The following is a 16,432-nucleotide window of genomic DNA, read 5'->3' as shown; positions in this document are numbered from 1 at the left end:
CGCACCGTTGGCTCAGCCGGTACGGCCATGTAACCCTGTGGTTGATCCGACGGGGAGGCGACGACGTATGGACGGCGCACGATCGGGGAACGACAGGGCGGGAGCCGCGCGCAGGGAGGCTCCCGGCAAGGGCGAGAAGATCGCCGTCTGGGCCGACGGGCGGCTCGGTATCTTCGCGCTGGCCAAGGCCAACATGCGCAAGGTCTTCCCGGACCACTGGTCCTTCATGCTGGGCGAGGTCTGCCTCTACAGCTTCCTCATCCTGATCCTCACCGGCGTCTACCTCACCCTGTTCTTCGACCCGAGCACCAGCGAGGTCGTCTACCACGGCTCCTACGAGCCCCTCAACGGCGTCCTGATGACCAGGGCCTACGAGTCGACGCTCGACATCAGCTTCGACGTGCGCGGCGGGCTGCTCATCCGGCAGATCCACCACTGGGCGGCGCTGGTCTTCGTCACCGGCATGCTCGTGCACATGATGCGGGTGTTCTTCACCGGCGCCTTCCGCAAGCCCCGCGAGCTCAACTGGGTGTTCGGCTGGACGCTGCTGATGCTCGGCATCATCACCGGGCTGACCGGCTACTCCCTCCCCGACGACCTGCTCTCCGGCACGGGCCTGCGCTTCGCCCACGGCGCGATCCTGTCCATCCCCGTCGTGGGGACGTATGTCGCCTTCTTCCTCTTCGGCGGGGAGTTCCCCGGGGAGGACTTCATCGCGCGGCTCTATCCGATCCACATCCTGCTGCTGCCCGGGATCATGCTCGGCCTGGTGGTCGCCCATCTGATCCTGGTCTTCTACCACAAGCACACGCAGTACCCGGGCCCCGGCCGCGACCAGAAGACGGTCGTCGGGATGCCCTTCCTGCCGGTGTACATGGCCAAGGCGGGCGGCTTCTTCTTCCTCGTCTTCGGCGTGCTGACGGTCATGGGCGGCATCGCCAGCATCAACCCCGTCTGGGCGTTCGGGCCCTACCGCCCCGACATGGTGACCACGGGCGCCCAGCCCGACTGGTACCTGGGCTTCTCCGAGGGTCTGATCCGGGTGATGCCGGGATGGGAGATCAACGCCTGGGGCCACACCCTGGAACCGGGCGTCTTCATCCCCTTCTCACTCTTCCCGCTGATCCTGCTCGCGATCGGTCTGTACCCCTTCCTGGAAGCGTGGATCACGGGTGACAAACGCGAGCACCACATCCTCGACCGGCCGCGCAACATGCCCGTGCGCACCGGTCTCGGCGCGGCCTGGCTGAGCCTGTACGCGGTGCTGCTGATCGGCGGCGGCAACGACATCGTGGCCACGCATCTGCATCTGTCCATCAACGTGATCACCTGGTTCGTGCGGATCGCGGTCTTCGTCGTACCGGTCGTCACCTTCCTGGTGACCAAGCGCGTCTGTCTCGGGCTGCAGCGCCGGGACCGGAACAAGGTGCTGCACGGCAGGGAGACGGGCACCATCAAACGGCTCCCGCACGGCGAGTTCATCGAGGTCCACGAACCCCTCTCGCAGGCGCAGCTGTTCACCCTCACCCAGCACGAGCAGCCTCCGCCGTACGAGACCGGGCCGCGTGTCGACGCGAACGGCGTCCGGCGCCGCATCGCCCCGTCGCAGCGGGTGCGGGCCAGGCTGGCGCAGGCCATGTTCGGGCCCCGGACGCGGATCGCCAAGCCGACGGTGGAGGAGTACCGCGAGCTCACCAGCGGCGATCACCACTGAGCACGTCGGCTCTGCAGACGTCCGGGCTGCCCCAGGCGGTGCGCAGGGCCCGCGCCTTGGTCAGCCACAGCGACAGGTCGTACTCCGCCGTGTAGCCGATCGCGCCGTGCAGCTGGAGCGCCGTACGGGCGGTGGCGTACGCGGCCTCGCAGGCCGTGACCTTGGCGGCGGCGACATCGGCGGGGGCCATGGTGAGCGCGGCGCCGAAGAGGAGGGGCCGGGCGAACTCCAGGGCGACCTTCGCGTCGGCCAGCCGGTGCTTGACCGCCTGGAACGAGCCTATGGGGGCCCCGAACTGGGTGCGCTGCTTGACGTAGGCGACCGTCCTGTCGAGAAGCCCGAGCCCGACGCCGAGGGCTTGGGCGGCGGTGGTGAGGCGGGCCGTGAGGAGGGCGGGGGTGACGGGTGGGTCGGTGGCCAGGATTTCACCGCCGTGCGGGGTGCGGAAGAGGCGGCGGGCGGGGTCCAGGGAGGGGCGTGGAGGGCCGGGTGGGGGAGTGAGACACAGCTCCGTCGGGGTGCGCGCCGGGATGGATTCGCCACTGGCTGACATGGCCTGGGCAGGCGTCGACACGGCCAGCCGTACGTCCGCCGCATCCGCGTCCAAGGCGAATCCCGCATCTGCCAGGGTGACGATCGCTTCGCCGCGCGCCAGCGACGGAAGCAGCCTTTTCGCCGGGCCGGGGTCCGGCAGCCCGGCGAGCAGCACGGCCGCCGAGACCGTCTCCACCAGCGGTCCCGGCACCGCATGCCGCCCCAACTCCACAAAGGCGAGGGCGAGTTCCACGGGCCGGGACCCCAGCCCCTCGTACGCCTCCGGAACCGCCAGCGCGAACACCCCCGCCTCGGCGATACGGGACCACAGCGCACGGCCCCTCGCATGCTCGCCCCGGCTCCACTCCCGTACGGCCGCCGGCGTGTCCGCCGCCGTCAGCATCGCGTCCAGCGAGCCGGCGAAGGCCCGCTGTTCGGTGTCGAGGAGGAACCTCATCAGCGCCGCCCCTTCGGCAGGCCGAGCAGGCGCTCGGCGATGATGTCGCGCTGGATCTCGTTCGTGCCCGCGTAGAGGGGGCCGGCGAGGGAGAAGACGTACCGCTCGGACCAGTCGGTGTCCGCCAACTCGCCCTCGGGGCCCAGGAGATCGAGGGCCGTCTCGTGCAGGGCGATGTCGTACTCCGACCAGAAGACCTTGTTCAGGCTGGACTCCGGGCCGAGCGACGCACCGTCGAGGAAGCGGGAGGCGGCGGCGTAGGTGAAGAGCTGGTAGGCGCGCGCGCCGATCAGGGCGTCGGCCACGCGGTTCCTCGTGGCCTGCGGGCTGCCCTGGGTCCGCCAGAGGCCCAGCAGACGCTCCGCGCTCGCGAGGAAACGGCCGGGGGAGCGCAGCATCAGACCGCGCTCGTTGCCCGCCGTCGACATCGCGATGCGCCAGCCCTGGCCCGGTTCGCCGATCACGTCCTCGTCCGGCACGAAGACCTCGTCCAGGAACAGCTCGGCGAAGGCGGGCTTGCCGTCGAGGCGGGCGATGGGGCGGACCGTGACGCCGGGGGCGCGCAGGTCGAACATCAGGTAGGTCAGGCCCTGATGGGCTTTCGGGGCGTCGGGGTCGGTGCGGAACAGGCCGAACGCGCGGTCGGCGAAGGCGGCGCGCGAGGACCAGGTCTTCTGGCCGCTCAGCAGCCAGCCACCGTCCGTGCGCACGGCCTTCGACCTGAGGGAAGCCAGGTCCGAGCCCGCCTCCGGCTCCGACCAGGCCTGCGCCCAGACCACCTCACCGGTGGCCATCGGCGGCAGCACACGCGCGCGTTGCTCCTCCGTCCCGTGCTCGAAGAGGGTCGGGGCGAGGAGGCTGATGCCGTTCTGGTTGACGCGTCCCGGTGCGCCCGCCGCGTAGTACTCCTCCTCGAACAGCAGCCACTGCACCAGCGTGGCGTCCCGGCCGCCGTACCGCGTCGGCCAGTTCACCACCGACCAGCGGTCCGCGGCCAGTCCGGTCTCCCACGCCCGGTGCGCCGCGAAGCCTTCCTCGGTCTCCAGGGAGGGCAGCGGATCGGGTGGCACATGCGCGTGCAGCCAGGCGCGGGCCTCGGCGCGGAACGCCTCGTCGGCGGCGGAGTGGGTGAGGTCCACGGTCGCCCCCCCTTCCCTGACGGGTCCCTAATGGTCTTCCCTAACAAGTGTTTGGTAGGTTAGCGTGCTGCCATGACAAACGTCGAGGCGCCGACGTACGTTCCCGGGCACCGGCTGCTCGCCGGGCGCACCGCCGTCATCACCGCGGCGGCCGGTGCGGGCATCGGCGGCGCGACCGCCCGCCGCCTCCTGGAGGAGGGCGCCCGCGTGCTGATCAGCGATGCGCACGCGCGGCGGCTGAAGGAGTACGAGGCGGATCTGGCCCGGGATTTCGAGGGCGCGGTGACGTCCGCGGTGTGCGATGTCACCGACGAGACGCAGGTACAGGCGCTGTTCGACACCGCCGTACAGGAGCACGGCCGGCTCGACGTGGTCGTCAACAACGCGGGCCTCGGCGGGACTTCCCCGCTCGTCGACATGACCGACGAGCAGTGGTCGAAGGTCCTCGACGTGACCCTGAACGGCACCTTCCGGTGCACCCGCGCCGCCCTCCGCCGGATGCGGGACACCGGCGGCGTGATCGTCAACAACGCCTCCGTCGTCGGCTGGCGCGCCCAGGCCGGGCAGGCGCACTACGCGGCCGCGAAGGCAGGGGTGATGGCGCTGACCCGGTGCGCGGCGGTGGAGGCCGCCGAGTACGGCGTGCGCGTGAACGCCGTGGCGCCGAGCCTGGCCATGCACCCCCACCTGGCCAAGGTGACGACCCCGGAACTGCTGGCCGAACTCACCGCCCGCGAGGCCTTCGGACGGTACGCCGAGCCCTGGGAGGTGGCCAACGTGATCGTCTTCCTGGCCTCGCCCTACTCCTCGTACCTGACCGGCGAGGTCGTCTCCGTCAGCAGCCAGCACCCCTAGCACCACAATGGAACCGTGCCGACCAAGAAGAAGCCCCAGGTGACCGCCGCAGCCGCCCGGCGCCGCGAACTCCTCGACACCGCCGCCGAGGTCTTCGCCGAGCAGGGCTACAACGCCACGACCGTACGCAAGATCGCGGACCACGCGGGCATGCTCGCGGGCAGCCTCTACTACCACTTCGACTCCAAGGAGTCGATGCTGGAGGAGATCCTGCGGACCTTCCTCGACGAGCTCTGGGCCGGCTACGACGCCGTCCTGGGCGCCGAGCTGGGCCCCCGCGAGACCCTCGAAGCCCTGGTCACCGAGTCGTTCCGGGAGATCGACCGGCACCGCGCCGCCGTCGCGATCTACCAGAAGGAGAACAAGCAGCTGGTGGCGCAGGAGCGGTTCGCGTTCCTCGCCGAGTCGCAGCGCAGGTTCGAGAAGGCGTGGCTGTCCACGCTGGAGCGCGGGGTCGCGGCCGGGGTGTTCCGGTCCGACCTCGACGTCCGGCTCACCTACCGGTTCGTGCGGGACACGGTGTGGGTCGCCGCGTCCTGGTACCGGCCCGGCGGACAGCACAGCCCGGAGGAGATCGCCCGGCAGTACCTGTCGATGGTGCTGGACGGGATCGCCGTACGTACGTAACTCACTGAGGAGTCTGGGGAGTTGCCATGGCCGAGGCCTACATCGTCGAAGCGGTCCGTACGCCCGTCGGGCGGCGCGGAGGAGGGCTCAGCAAGGTCCATCCGGCCGACCTGGGCGCGCATGTGCTGAAGGAACTCGTCGCGCGCGCGGGCATGGATCCGGCCGCCGTCGAGGACGTCGTCTTCGGCTGCCTGGACGCGGTCGGGCCGCAGGCCGGGGACATCGCGCGGACCTGCTGGCTGGCGGCCGGGCTGCCCGAGGAGGTGCCGGGCGTGACCGTGGACCGGCAGTGCGGGTCCTCGCAGCAGGCCGTGCACTTCGCGGCGCAGGGCGTGCTGTCCGGCACCCAGGACCTGGTGGTCGCGGGCGGCGTGCAGAACATGTCGATGATCCCCATCGCCTTCGCCACCCGGCAGGCCGCCGAGCCGCTGGGTCTGACCGCGGGTCCTTTCGCGGGCAGCGAGGGCTGGCGGGCGCGCTACGGGGAGAAGCCGGTGAACCAGTTCGTCGGTGCCGAGATGATCGCCGCGAAGTGGGGGATCAGCCGGCAGGACCAGGAGGAGTTCGCGCTGCGCTCGCACCGGCGGGCGCTGCGGGCGATCGACGAGGGGCGCTTCGAGCGGGAAGTCGTGCCCTACGGTCAGGTCGCCGTCGACGAGGGGCCGCGCCGGGACACCTCGCTGGAGAAGATGGCCGGGCTGAAACCGGTCATCGACGGCGGCACGATCACCGCCGCCTGTTCCTCGCAGGTCTCCGACGGCGCGGCGGCGATGTTGCTGGCCTCGGAGCGGGCCGTGCGCGAGCACGGGCTCACGCCCCGGGCCCGGGTGCATCACCTCTCGGTGCGCGGTGAGGATCCCATTCGCATGCTCACCGCCCCGATCCCCGCCACCGCCCACGCCCTGAAGAAGACCGGCCTGTCCATCGACGACATCGACCTCGTCGAGATCAACGAGGCCTTCGCGCCGGTCGTCCTGGCCTGGCTGAAGGAGACCGGCGCGGATCCGGAGAAGGTCAACGTCAACGGGGGTGCCATCGCGCTGGGGCATCCGCTGGGAGCCACGGGCGTGAAGCTCATGACGACCTTGCTGCACGAACTGGAACGCACGGGCGGCCGGTTCGGGCTGCAGACGATGTGCGAGGGCGGGGGACAGGCGAACGTGACGATCATCGAGAGGCTGTGAGTCATCAGTCCCTGAGGTCCGTGAGGCGCTCCCGTACCTCCTCGGCCTCCTTCATGGTCCGTTCCACCAGTTCCGCGCACGACGGCAGGTCGTCGATCACCCCGGCGACCTGCCCGGACGCCATCACGCCCAGATCCGTACGGCCGTCCACCATCGCCGACTTGAGCAGCATCGGGGTGTTGGCCGCGAGGAGCACCTGACTCCACGACAGGTCCTTGCTGTGCCGTAAAGCAAGGCCGTCGCGTACCAGTTGCGCCCAGGTCAGTCCGGACAGCCTCCGGAAGCCCGCCGCCCTCCGCAGGGCGTGGAACACCGCGCTCACGCGGCCGGCGTTCTCCAACTCGGCGACCAGCTCCGTACGCAGCATGCGGTGCGGCAGCCCGTCGACCGCCCGCGTGACGGTGACATCCCGTACGGTCGCCGCCAGATACCGCGCCTTCACCGCGTCCGGCACCGTCGAGTCCGAGGTGAGCAGGAACCGCGTGCCCATGGCGACGCCCGCCGCCCCGTAGGCCAACGCCGCGACCAGCCCCCGCCCGTCGAAGAAGCCGCCCGCCGCCACGACCGGTATCTGCACGGCGTCGACGACCTGCGGCAGCAGCACCGTCGTCGCCACCTCGCCGGTGTGCCCGCCGCCCTCCCCGCCCTGCACGATCACCGCGTCCGCGCCCCACGCCGCGACCTTCTCGGCGTGCCGCCGGGCACCGACCGAGGGGATGACGATCACGCCCGCGTCCTTGAGTTCGGCGATCAGCTCCCGGGAGGGCGCGAGGGCGAAGGAGGCGACGCGCACCCCCTCGTCGATCAGGACGCGGACCCGGTCGCCGGCGTCTGAGGCGTCCGCCCGCAGATTCACCCCGAACGGCGCGTCCGTCCGGGACCTGACCTCCCGTATCGCCTCACGCAGCCGGTCGACCGTCATCGTCGCGGACGCCAGGATGCCCAGCGCGCCCGCGTTCGCCGTCGCCGAGACCAGCCGCGGGCCCGCCACCCAGCCCATCCCCGTCTGCACGATCGGCCGGCGGACCCCGACCAGCCGGGTCAGCGCCGTCTCCATCACGCACCGACCTCCCGCGCGCGCGTGTTCCCCGGGTCGATCACCTCGCGGATGAGCCGCAGCTCCTCGGCGGTGGGTTCGCGGGTCGGCGGCACCTCGTCCGGGACGGCCAGCTCGAAGGCGGTCGCCTCCTGGACCTGCTCCGGTGTGACGCCCGGATGGAGCGAGGCGAGCCGCATCGAGTGGTCGGGTGTGGCGAAGTCGAAGACGCCGAGGTCGGAGACGACACGGGGGATGCGGTGGTAGGGGGCGTCGCCCGCGTGGTCGTAGCCGACTCCGCAGACCATGTCGACCTTCTCGACGAAGACCCGCCGGGAGTGCCTCGGGATCCAGTAACTGGTCGGATGGTTGAGGGTGTTGACCGGCGCGCCCCGCACCCCGAGCAGTTGCCGTTTCGGCCGTTCCCAGTCACCGATGCAGGAGATGTTCTGGTTGCCGAACCGGTCGATCTGGCTCGCGCCCATCATCACGTGCCGCCGGCCGCCGGTTACCAGGGCGAGGTGTTGCCGGTACGGCAGCCAGCCCTCGGCCGTCCCGTCCGGGCGGACGAGCATCGCCTCGCCGTCGGTCAGCAGCAGGTCCGGTGCGAAGGTGAGCCGTGCCAGCCGGGCCCCCACGGATGGGATCAGACCCATCGGGCTCGCCAGGATCTCACCCGAGTCGCGCCAGGCGTCGGCACAGGCGATCACGCAGTACTCGGCGCGGGTCGGTGGGGGAATGGGTGTGCGGGTGGGCGGGGGAAGGTGCGTGCGGGTGTTCTCCGTCATGACCTCTCCCTGACCGCCGACTGGTACGTCTGCTCGTCCCCGCCGAGGAAGCGCGCCGCGAAATCCGGCCAGGGCGTCGTCGCGTACGCCTTCTGGAAGGCCTCGTCCCGGCCGTAGTCGGGCGCACAGGACGTGAAGTGCGCTCCGTTCGGCGCCTCGACGACCCCCGTCACCGTGTGCCGCTTGATCAGCAGCGACTGCGGGGCCGCATCCTTCGTCAACTCGGCCGTGTCGACGATCCGTTCGCACGAGACATACGCCACGTCCGCGGCCCCGCAGAAGAGGTCGTCGAAGTAGGGGTCGGGGCCCAGGTACTGACCGTTGCCCTGCCGGTCCGCGCGGTTGACGTGGAGCAGGGCCGCGTCCAGACGCAGGGCGGGCATGGCCACGAACGTCTCGCCGTCGTCGTACGGCGACGTCACCGTCCGCAGGCCGGGGTTGACCCGCATGACGTCCGAACCGATCCCGGCCCGCACCGGCAGGAACGGCAGCCGGTTCGCCGCGGCGTGCAGGCCCCACATGAACATGGCCTCGTCGATCTCCATGAGCTCGAAGGCGCCGCGTTCGCGGGCCGCGCGGTAGTGCGGTTCCAACGGGATCGAATCGAGGGTGACGAAGGCCGTGACCAGTTTGCGGACCCGTCCGGCGGCGGCGAGCATGCCGACGTCGGGGCCGCCGTACGAGACGATCGTGAGGTCGGTGACATCGGAGCGCAGCAGCGCGCGCACCAGGGCCATCGGCTTGCGGCGCGAGCCCCAGCCGCCGATGCCCAGGGTCATGCCGCTGTGCAGCCGGGACACGACCTCCTCCGTGGTCGTCGTCTTGTCGCTCACTCAGCCACCGTCCCTTCCGAACCTGTCACGGACCCGGTCGGCCACCCCGCTCAGGTTGGCCTCGAACGTGAAGCCCTGCTCGAAGCGGTAGCTGCGGCGCACGTCGACCGGATCGATGCCGTTGATCGCGGCCTTGGCCAGCCGCAGCAACTGCCCGTCCTTCGCGGCGATCTCGCGGGCCAGATCCAGGGCGGCGGTGCGCAGTTCGGCGCGCTGTACGACCCGCCACACCGAGCCGTGCGCATGCAGCTCGGCCGCGGTCGCCGTGCGCGAGGTGTAGTACAGCGCGCGCATCAGATGCTGCGGGACGAGCCGGGCCAGATGGGTGGCCGCGCCCAGCGCTCCCCGGTCCAGCTCGGGCAGCCCGAACGTGGCGTCCTCGCTCGCCACGATCGCGTCCGCGTTGCCCACCAGGCCGATACCGCCGCCCAGGCAGTAGCCGTGCACGGCCGCCACGACGGGCACCGCGCAGTCGTACACCGCGGCGAACGCCTCCGCGCAGGCGTGGTTGACGTCGATCAGCGCGCTGTGCCCGTCCTTCTGTATCTCCTTGATGTCCACGCCCGCGTTGAACCCCCGCCCCTCGGCCATGAGGACGACACACCGGATCTCCGGGTCACGGCCCGCCGCCCGCACGGCGTCGGCCAGGGCGAACCAGCCCTTCACCGGCAGGGCGTTCACCGGGGGGAAATCGACCGTGACGACGGCGATTCCATCCCTTTCGGGTCCATTCCCTTCGGGTCCATTCCTTTCGGGCCCCTTTTCCGGGGACGAGGTGGAGACACCCATGGCCGCATCAGCTACCTTTCCACCAAACGTTTGTTAGGTGAAGGGTAGCCGGGCATGAGGCTGGACGGGAAGGTCGCGGTCGTCACGGGCGGCACGCGGGGTGTCGGTGCGGGCATAGCGCGAGCCTTCGCAGAGTCCGGTGCGGACGTCGTCGTCTGTGCGCGCAGACCCCCCGAAGTCCCGCTCGCCCAGGCCGAGTTCAGACCGCTGGATCTCCGCGACCCGGAAGCCGTACGGTCCTTCTTCGCGGCCCTGCCCCGCCTCGACGTCCTCGTCAACAACGCGGGTGGCACACCGTACCGACGGTTGACGGACACGGGCGCCGAGCGGCACGCGCGCGTGATCGAGCTGAATCTCGTCGCGCCGATGACAGCATCCCTCGCCGCGTACGACCACCTGAAACATGCGCGGGGTTCGGTCGTGATGATCGGCAGCGTCAGTGGCGGCCGCCCGTCGCCCGGGTCGGCGGCATACGGGGCCGCGAAGGCCGGGCTGGAGAGCCTGGCCCGTTCGATGGCGGTGGAGTGGGCGCCGGAGGTCCGCGTCAACACACTGCTGGTCGGCATGGTCCGCACGGAGCAGTCGTTTCTCCACTACGGAGGCGAGGACGGCATCGCGGCCGTCTCCCGCACCGTCCCGCTCGGCCGCCTCGCCGAACCCGCCGACGTCGGCGCGGCCGCCGTCTTCCTCGCCTCCGACGCCGCCGCCTACATCAGCGGGGCGAGCCTGCTCGTGCACGGCGGGGGCGAGCGGCCCGCCTTCCTGGACGCCGCAACGGTCAACAAGGAGGCATGACATGAGCCGGATCTGTGAGGGACGGGTCGTCGTCGTCACCGGCGGGGGCCGGGGGCTCGGGCGCGCGCATGCGCTCGCGTTCGCGGCGGAGGGGGCGAAGGTCGTGGTGAACGACCTGGGCGTCGGCTTGGACGGCACGTCGGGGGCGGAGGGCTCGGGTCGGGAGGGCTCGCATCGGCGGGTGGCTGCCGACGGGCCGGGTCGGCGGGGGGCCGGGGACCGCTCGGCCGGGGAGGTGGTCGGCGACCATGAGGACGGGCAGATGGCCGGCGACCGTGAGGGTAAGCGGGTGGTCGATGGCAGCCGCTCTCGGCGGGTGGCTGGGGACAGCCTGACCCGGGAGGGGGGTGCCGACCGTCAGGCCGGGCAGTTGGCCGGTGAAAGCCGCGCTGGGCAGGCCGCCGGGGACAGCCTCGCTCGGCGGGTGGCTGCTGATCGCCCAGTTGGGCAGGTGGCCGATGACAGTCGTGCGCGACAGGTGGCTGGTGATCGCCCGGCGGGGCAGGCGGCCGGTGGCAGTCCCGCCCAGTGGGTGGCTGCCGACCGTCAGGACGGGCAGGTGGCCACCGGCAACCCGGCCCAGCAGGTGGTCGACGAGATCCGTGCGGCGGGCGGTGAGGCGATCGCGCACGGTGGTGACGTCGCGACGAGTGCCGGGGCGGCGTCCCTGGTGGCGGCCGCGGTGGAGACGTACGGCCGCATCGACACCCTCGTCAACAACGCCGGCTTCCTGCGCGACCGGATGCTGGTCAACCTCGACGAGGACGACTGGGACGCCGTCGTACGCGTCCACCTCAAGGGGCACTTCCTTCCCCTCAAGCATGCGGCCGCGTACTGGCGAACGGAGGCGAAGGCGGGCCGTACGCCGATCGCCCGGGTCGTCAACACGAGCAGCGGGGCGGGGCTGTTGGGCTCACTCGGGCAGGGAAACTACAGCGCCGCGAAGGCGGGCATCATCGGCCTGACCCTGGTGGCGGCGGCCGAGCTGTCCCGCTACGGCGTCCAGGTCAACGCGATCGCCCCTGCGGCCCGTACCCGCATGACGGAACGCACCTTCGCGGAGTCGATGGCGGTTCCCGAAGCCGGCTTCGACGCCATGGCCCCGGAGAACGTCTCCCCGTTGGTCGTCTGGCTGGGCTCGGCGGCGAGCGCCGGGGTGACGGGCAGGGTCTTCGAGGCGGAGGGCGGGCGGATCACGGTCATGGAGGGATGGAGGGCGGGGCCGAGTGCGGACAAGGGGGCGCGGTGGATGCCGGAGGAGGTGGGGGAGGCGGCGCTGAAGCTGTTGGGGGAGGCGGAGGTGCCGGGGGCGGTGTACGGCGCGTGAGGGGTTTTCGCCCCCGCCGCCCCTACCCGTCCCATCCTTGAAGGGGCTCCGCCCCTTCCACCCCGCCAGGGGGCTCCGCCCCCTGGACCCCCGCTCCTCAAACGCCGGACGGGCTGGTTTCAGCCCGTCCGGCGTTTGAGGACGAGGCCCGTTCAGGGCCGAAGCGGGGGTCTGGGGGGCGGCAGCCCCCAGGGGCCGGGGTCGAAGGGGCAGCGCCCCTGGAGGACGGGACGGGTAGGGGCGGCGGGGGCGAGAAACCCTACGTGTCGCACTCCAGCACCGTCCGGCACAACCCGCACCGCGCCCGCACCCGCCCCCGCACCGGCACCCGAATCCGCTGCTGACACGTAGGACACGGAAACGACACCCGCAACGGCCCCCGCCCATCCGGCGTGAACGCATACGGCACCCCCGCCCGGACCCCGGCACCAGCACGAGCCCCGGCCCCGGCACCGGAACCGTAATGCTCCTGCGCATGCCGCCGATCACGGGCATACCGCCGCCGCCCCGCCCACCCCGCCGCCGTCAAGGGAGGCTGCTCCTCGTCGCGGCGGGCCTCGGCGAGGCCCTTCACATACGCCGTGTAGGCCTGGGGGCTCGTGAACCACACCGACGGATCCTCGGCGAAGACCTGCGCCCGCTTGGCGAGGACGTACCCGAACTCCTCCGGCGTCAGATACCCCAGCTTCTGCGAGGACGCCGCGTCCTCCCGGTACGCGTCGAGAAGCAGCCAGCCCGCGCCCAGATACGTCGTCGCCGTGTCCGTGAGGATCTCGTTGTCGCGCGTGCCGGGGAAGGCCAACCCGAGGCGGTGCAGATACACGTGCATCACCTCATGGGCGAGCGCCGCCCCGATGTCCTGGCGATGGGTGCGGAAACGGTCGTTCAGCTCGACGAAGTACTCGGGCCCGGCGGCGAGTTCGACGTTCGCCGCATGCGTCATCTCCCGGAAGCTGACGATCAGGCGGGCGTCCGGCAGGCGGTAGTGCCGCACCAGCTCGCGGGCCACCCGCTGCGCGCCCAGATACAGATCATCCGTGTCGCAGAACGCCACATCGACCGGCGCCACGCTCGTCGCGAACGTCTGGATGGTGTCGTACGACAGCCGCCTGTAGAGCGCGGTGATCGAGGCCCGCACCGTCTCCAGGTGTGGGAAGCCGTGCTGGACCGGTCCGCCGTTCGCCACGGCCGTACCCCCAAGACGCCTTGAACCCGATTCCACTCTACGGGGATGTGAGGGGAATTTCCCTGGTGAGGTTCCACGCCGGGGACGTGAGATCCGTCCTTGTCAAGCATGCCATCTGATCTTCATACTGCGGGCCGCTCAACACGCCATGAAAGGACGTATGTTGACCCACAGCTCGCCGAAAAGAAGCGGCATGACCCTGGCCAAAAGAGGCGCGGCCGTCGGTGCCGTCGCCCTCGCGGTCGCCTCCCTCCAGCCCCTCAGCGCGAACGCCGCGTCCACCGCTGCGTCCAGCAGCCCGAGCGGCGCGTCCACCCGTGTCGTCGGTGGAACGCCCGCCGCGCAGGCCGAGTTCCCGTTCATGGTCCATCTCTCCATGGGCTGCGGCGGGGCGCTCTACAAGAAGGACGTCGTCCTGACCGCCGCCCACTGCATGGACGGCTCCGGCAACAACACCAGCATCACCGTCACCGCTGGTGTCAACGACCTCAACTCCTCCGCCGCGATCAAGGTCAAGTCGACCAAGGTCAAGGTGGCCCCGGGCTACGACGGCAGCGGCAAGGACTGGGCGCTGATCAAGCTCGCCCGGCCCATCGACAAGCCGACGCTGAAGATCGCCACCACGGACCGCTACAACCGCGGCATGTTCACGATCGCCGGGTGGGGCGACACGAAGGAAGGGGCCGGTGAGGGCACGACCAAGCTCCAGAAGGCCACCGTTCCCTTCGTCGCCGACCGCATCTGCAAGCGCCACTACGGAAACCGGCTGGTGTCGAAGGAGGAACTGTGCGCCGGCTGGCAACGCGGCGGCATCGACACCTGCCAGGGCGACTCCGGCGGCCCCATGTTCCGCAAGGACGACGCGAACAAGTGGATCCAGGTCGGCATAGTCAGCTGGGGCGACGGCTGCGCCCGCACCGGTGTGCCCGGCGTCTACACGGAGGTCAGCACCTTCGCGAAGGACATAGCCCGCGCGGCGAACGCCCTCTAGGCAGCCGCCGCGGCAAGGGGGCATCAGGGGTGCATCGGTGGTGCATCACTGGTGCCTCATGGTGCATCACTGGCGCCTCAGTGGTGGGCATCAGCATGCGTCAGACGGCCCGGAGCACCGGGGCACCCGCCTCGCCGGACCCCGGCCGGGCCGTCTCCGCCAGCTCCAGCACCCACACCTCGTTGACTCCCTCCCGCAGCACGGGCCCCGGGACGTACAGCGACCGCTGTGGGCCCGCGGACCAGTAACGGCCGAGGTGGGAGCCGTTGATCCACACGAACCCGCGGGTCAGGCCCGGCAGCTCCAGGCGGGCGTCACCGGCGCCCCGCACCGTGACGGTGCCCCGGTACAGCCCCGGGGCACCGTCCTCGGGCAGCTCCCGCGACGGCACCGCCCGGACCCCCTCGGCGTCGTCCAGCGCCTCCAGTCGCAGCCCACGCGCGCGTACGTCGTGCAGATACTGCCGCTCGTGCAGCACGCCCCCGGTGATCCCCTTGGCCTCGCCCAGGCGCGGCCCGTAGTTGACCCGCCCCAGGGACTCCACCCACAGCTCCACGCGCGCGTACCCGGCGACGGGCTCCTTGAGGTACGCGTCGTCCTCGGTGAGCACCCCGGCCCGCGCCCCGTCGACGTACACCACGGCGAGATCCCGCAGCCCCCGCACCCTCAGTGGATACGGCTGCCGCGGCCCCGGCACCGTCACCTCGTACCGCACCAGGCCCCGCTCGACACCCAGTTCCTCGAAGGTGGGCAGGACGGGGCCGGACGTCTCCGGGCCGCCCAGCGTCTCCAGTACGTCGCCCAGGGGCGCCCAGCCGGTCAGGACCGCCTCGGCCGGCGAACCCAACGACGGGGGCGCGGGCGGGACTTCGGACAGCGGGCCGTCGGCGTACTCGGCGAGGACCTCGCGGAAGGCCCAGAACTTCGCCGTGGGGCGGCCGTACTCGTCGATCGGGGCGTCGTAGTCGTACGACGTCACGTCGGGCTCCAGCGGCCCGTCGTGCAGCGCGCCGCCGCCCCGGTTGGCGCCCGCCCAGCCGGCGAAACTCGTGCCGCCGTGTGCCATGTACAGGTTGACCGAGGCCCCGCACTCCAGGATCTCCCGCAGGGCCGCCGCCGCGTCCTGGGGATTCCGTACGACGTGCTCGCCGCCCCAGTGGTCGAACCAGCCGCACCAGAACTCCATGCACATCAGCGGACCGTCGGAGCGGTGCCGGCGCAGCGTCTCGAAGGCCACGCGCGCGTGGGAGCCGAAGTACACCGTCGCGAGGACCCCGGGGATCGTCCCACCGGAGAGCATGTGGTCCTCTCACGGTCGCCGACCACGCCGCCCGGCACGGCATGACCCTCGCCGAACTGCGCACCGCGGTGCGGCGCGGCGCCGGCTGCAGCCCCAAGGACTATCTGCTCGGCATCCGCCTGGGCCGCGCCAAGGAACTCCTCGCCGGCACCGAGCTGACCGTCGCCGCCATTGCCCGCCGCGTCGGCTACGACGACCCCGCCTACTTCTCCCGCCTGTTCACCCGCCGCGTCGGCATGGCCCCCGTCCGCTTCCGCGCCCAGCAGGGCCGTACCGTCCCCGGTGGCTGGTCCCACCAGGTCCCCGACCCCGACGACCCACCCGTGATCGAACGGACGACCACCTGACGGGCCCCGTAGGCTGGGCCCTCATGACCACCAGCAATCCGTCCCCCGGCGACGTCGACCCTGCCGTCCGTGAGGAGCTCGCCCGGCTGCGCGACAGCATCGACAACATCGACGCGGCCGTCGTCCACATGCTCGCCGAGCGCTTCAAGTGCACCCAGCAGGTCGGCCACCTCAAGGCCAAGCACCAGCTCCCGCCCGCCGACCCGGCCCGCGAGGCCCGGCAGATCGCCCGCCTGCGCACCCTCGCCGAAAACGCCAAGCTGGACCCGGCATTTGCGGAAAAGTTCCTCAATTTCATCATCGCCGAAGTGATCAGGCACCACGAGAGCATCGCCGAGGACACGATCAACGGCGTTGCGCCCACGGCGAACTGACCCGGGCCTGCCGCCGATTGCGCCTGGCAGGCCGGGCGGACGACGCGAATGCGACGACGGCACCCCGACAGGCCCTCCCGGGGGAGTGACACGGCGGCCCGTGCCGGGCATGCTGCGCTGTGCACTCCAAGTCAGCTGACACGCACTCCCCGTCAG

Annotated in this window: 15 protein-coding genes and 2 pseudogenes; 9 read left to right on the top strand and 8 right to left on the bottom strand. The window is 71.2% G+C overall.

Features of this window, described 5'->3' with window-relative positions:
• Nucleotides 1–67 precede the first annotated feature (67 nt).
• On the top strand, nt 68–1,714 hold the full coding sequence (qcrB, locus tag ACQEV2_RS10555) for a cytochrome bc1 complex cytochrome b subunit (RefSeq protein WP_433038954.1): 1,647 nt from the start codon (nt 68–70) through the stop codon (nt 1,712–1,714).
• Here qcrB and ACQEV2_RS10550 read toward each other — a convergent pair.
• Both ACQEV2_RS10550 and ACQEV2_RS10545 read right to left on the bottom strand, forming a co-directional pair.
• Nucleotides 1,692–2,705: an acyl-CoA dehydrogenase family protein gene (locus ACQEV2_RS10550; protein WP_433038953.1), complete on the bottom strand. Its 1,014-nt coding sequence runs from the start codon at nt 2,703–2,705 to the stop codon at nt 1,692–1,694. The two genes, qcrB and ACQEV2_RS10550, sit on opposite strands and share 23 nt — an antisense overlap.
• Entirely contained in the window at nt 2,705–3,844 is a 1,140-nt protein-coding gene (locus ACQEV2_RS10545; protein ID WP_433038951.1) for an acyl-CoA dehydrogenase family protein, read from the bottom strand. The genes ACQEV2_RS10550 and ACQEV2_RS10545 overlap by 1 nt, the downstream gene beginning before the upstream one ends.
• Before the next feature lie 72 nt (nt 3,845–3,916).
• On the opposite strand from ACQEV2_RS10545, the gene ACQEV2_RS10540 reads away from it, so the two are divergent.
• Genes ACQEV2_RS10540 through ACQEV2_RS10530 form a run of 3 tightly spaced genes read left to right on the top strand, consistent with a single transcriptional unit; the run spans nt 3,917 to nt 6,510 of the window.
• Entirely contained in the window at nt 3,917–4,699 is a 783-nt protein-coding gene (locus tag ACQEV2_RS10540) for an SDR family oxidoreductase (RefSeq protein ID WP_433038949.1), read from the top strand.
• A gap of 15 nt (nt 4,700–4,714) precedes the next feature.
• Nucleotides 4,715–5,326: a TetR/AcrR family transcriptional regulator gene (locus tag ACQEV2_RS10535; protein ID WP_433038947.1), complete on the top strand. Its 612-nt coding sequence runs from the start codon at nt 4,715–4,717 to the stop codon at nt 5,324–5,326.
• 26 nt (nt 5,327–5,352) lie between these two features.
• Nucleotides 5,353–6,510, top strand: a complete 1,158-nt coding sequence (locus ACQEV2_RS10530) for an acetyl-CoA C-acetyltransferase (protein ID WP_433038945.1) — start codon at nt 5,353–5,355, stop codon at nt 6,508–6,510.
• A 4-nt stretch (nt 6,511–6,514) separates the two neighbouring features.
• On the opposite strand, the gene ACQEV2_RS10525 is transcribed toward ACQEV2_RS10530, so the two are convergent.
• From ACQEV2_RS10525 to ACQEV2_RS10510, 4 genes are read right to left on the bottom strand one after another with little or no spacing between them, the layout of a single operon-like run.
• Nucleotides 6,515–7,567 carry an NAD(P)H-dependent flavin oxidoreductase gene (locus ACQEV2_RS10525; RefSeq protein WP_433038943.1) on the bottom strand — a complete coding sequence of 351 codons (1,053 nt, stop codon included), beginning with the start codon at nt 7,565–7,567 and terminating at the stop codon, nt 6,515–6,517.
• Complete coding sequence (locus tag ACQEV2_RS10520) at nt 7,567–8,334, bottom strand: CoA-transferase subunit beta (RefSeq protein WP_433038941.1); 768 nt, start codon at nt 8,332–8,334, stop codon at nt 7,567–7,569. Before ACQEV2_RS10520 ends, ACQEV2_RS10525 begins: the two co-directional genes overlap by 1 nt.
• A complete protein-coding gene (locus ACQEV2_RS10515) occupies nt 8,331–9,167 on the bottom strand; it encodes a CoA transferase subunit A (RefSeq protein ID WP_433038939.1) in 837 nt (278 codons plus the stop codon). Before ACQEV2_RS10515 ends, ACQEV2_RS10520 begins: the two co-directional genes overlap by 4 nt.
• Nucleotides 9,168–9,956, bottom strand: coding sequence for an enoyl-CoA hydratase family protein (locus ACQEV2_RS10510; RefSeq protein ID WP_433038937.1), 789 nt, complete (start codon nt 9,954–9,956; stop codon nt 9,168–9,170).
• 54 nt (nt 9,957–10,010) lie between these two features.
• Between ACQEV2_RS10510 and ACQEV2_RS10505 the strand changes: the two genes are divergently transcribed.
• Entirely contained in the window at nt 10,011–10,751 is a 741-nt protein-coding gene (locus ACQEV2_RS10505; protein WP_433038935.1) for an SDR family oxidoreductase, read from the top strand.
• Between the two features lie 451 nt (nt 10,752–11,202).
• Nucleotides 11,203–12,078, top strand: a complete 876-nt coding sequence (locus tag ACQEV2_RS10500; RefSeq protein WP_433054339.1) for an SDR family oxidoreductase — start codon at nt 11,203–11,205, stop codon at nt 12,076–12,078.
• Nucleotides 12,079–12,337: 259 nt separating this feature from the next.
• Here the strand turns inward: ACQEV2_RS10500 and ACQEV2_RS10495 are convergent, their stop codons facing one another.
• Nucleotides 12,338–13,264, bottom strand: a complete 927-nt coding sequence (locus tag ACQEV2_RS10495; RefSeq protein WP_433038933.1) for a hypothetical protein — start codon at nt 13,262–13,264, stop codon at nt 12,338–12,340.
• 193 nt (nt 13,265–13,457) lie between these two features.
• Between ACQEV2_RS10495 and ACQEV2_RS10490 the strand changes: the two genes are divergently transcribed.
• Complete coding sequence (locus ACQEV2_RS10490; RefSeq protein WP_433038931.1) at nt 13,458–14,255, top strand: S1 family peptidase; 798 nt, start codon at nt 13,458–13,460, stop codon at nt 14,253–14,255.
• A gap of 100 nt (nt 14,256–14,355) precedes the next feature.
• Here the strand turns inward: ACQEV2_RS10490 and ACQEV2_RS10485 are convergent.
• Nucleotides 14,356–15,564 (bottom strand): annotated as a pseudogene (locus tag ACQEV2_RS10485) (beta-galactosidase); the annotation flags it as partial.
• Between ACQEV2_RS10485 and ACQEV2_RS10480 the strand changes: the two are divergent.
• Together ACQEV2_RS10480 and ACQEV2_RS10475 are read left to right on the top strand one after the other, a co-directional pair.
• Nucleotides 15,552–15,902 (top strand): annotated as a pseudogene (locus tag ACQEV2_RS10480) (helix-turn-helix domain-containing protein); the annotation flags it as partial. The pseudogenes ACQEV2_RS10485 and ACQEV2_RS10480 sit on opposite strands and share 13 nt — an antisense overlap.
• 23 nt (nt 15,903–15,925) lie before the next feature.
• Nucleotides 15,926–16,276: a chorismate mutase gene (locus ACQEV2_RS10475; protein ID WP_433038929.1), complete on the top strand. Its 351-nt coding sequence runs from the start codon at nt 15,926–15,928 to the stop codon at nt 16,274–16,276.
• Nucleotides 16,277–16,432: the final 156 nt, after the last annotated feature.

This window comes from Streptomyces sp. CA-251387, from assembly GCF_050936625.1.
Classification (GTDB): domain Bacteria; phylum Actinomycetota; class Actinomycetes; order Streptomycetales; family Streptomycetaceae; genus Streptomyces.
Note: the sequence above shows the minus strand (reverse complement) of the source record. Positions and strands in the feature narration are given on the sequence as shown.

What these genes read in the sequence shown, in the direction of transcription:
- ACQEV2_RS10540 (WP_433038949.1), top strand. Translation starts at nt 3,917, where the DNA reads ATGACAAACGTCGAGGCGCCGACGTACGTTCCCGGGCACCGGCTGCTC.
- ACQEV2_RS10505 (WP_433038935.1), top strand. Translation starts at nt 10,011, where the DNA reads ATGAGGCTGGACGGGAAGGTCGCGGTCGTCACGGGCGGCACGCGGGGT.
- ACQEV2_RS10550 (WP_433038953.1), bottom strand. Translation starts at nt 2,705, where the DNA reads ATGAGGTTCCTCCTCGACACCGAACAGCGGGCCTTCGCCGGCTCGCTG.
- ACQEV2_RS10510 (WP_433038937.1), bottom strand. Translation starts at nt 9,956, where the DNA reads ATGGGTGTCTCCACCTCGTCCCCGGAAAAGGGGCCCGAAAGGAATGGA.
- qcrB (WP_433038954.1), top strand. Translation starts at nt 68, where the DNA reads ATGGACGGCGCACGATCGGGGAACGACAGGGCGGGAGCCGCGCGCAGG.
- ACQEV2_RS10525 (WP_433038943.1), bottom strand. Translation starts at nt 7,567, where the DNA reads ATGGAGACGGCGCTGACCCGGCTGGTCGGGGTCCGCCGGCCGATCGTG.
- ACQEV2_RS10520 (WP_433038941.1), bottom strand. Translation starts at nt 8,334, where the DNA reads ATGACGGAGAACACCCGCACGCACCTTCCCCCGCCCACCCGCACACCC.
- ACQEV2_RS10490 (WP_433038931.1), top strand. Translation starts at nt 13,458, where the DNA reads ATGACCCTGGCCAAAAGAGGCGCGGCCGTCGGTGCCGTCGCCCTCGCG.
- ACQEV2_RS10530 (WP_433038945.1), top strand. Translation starts at nt 5,353, where the DNA reads ATGGCCGAGGCCTACATCGTCGAAGCGGTCCGTACGCCCGTCGGGCGG.
- ACQEV2_RS10475 (WP_433038929.1), top strand. Translation starts at nt 15,926, where the DNA reads ATGACCACCAGCAATCCGTCCCCCGGCGACGTCGACCCTGCCGTCCGT.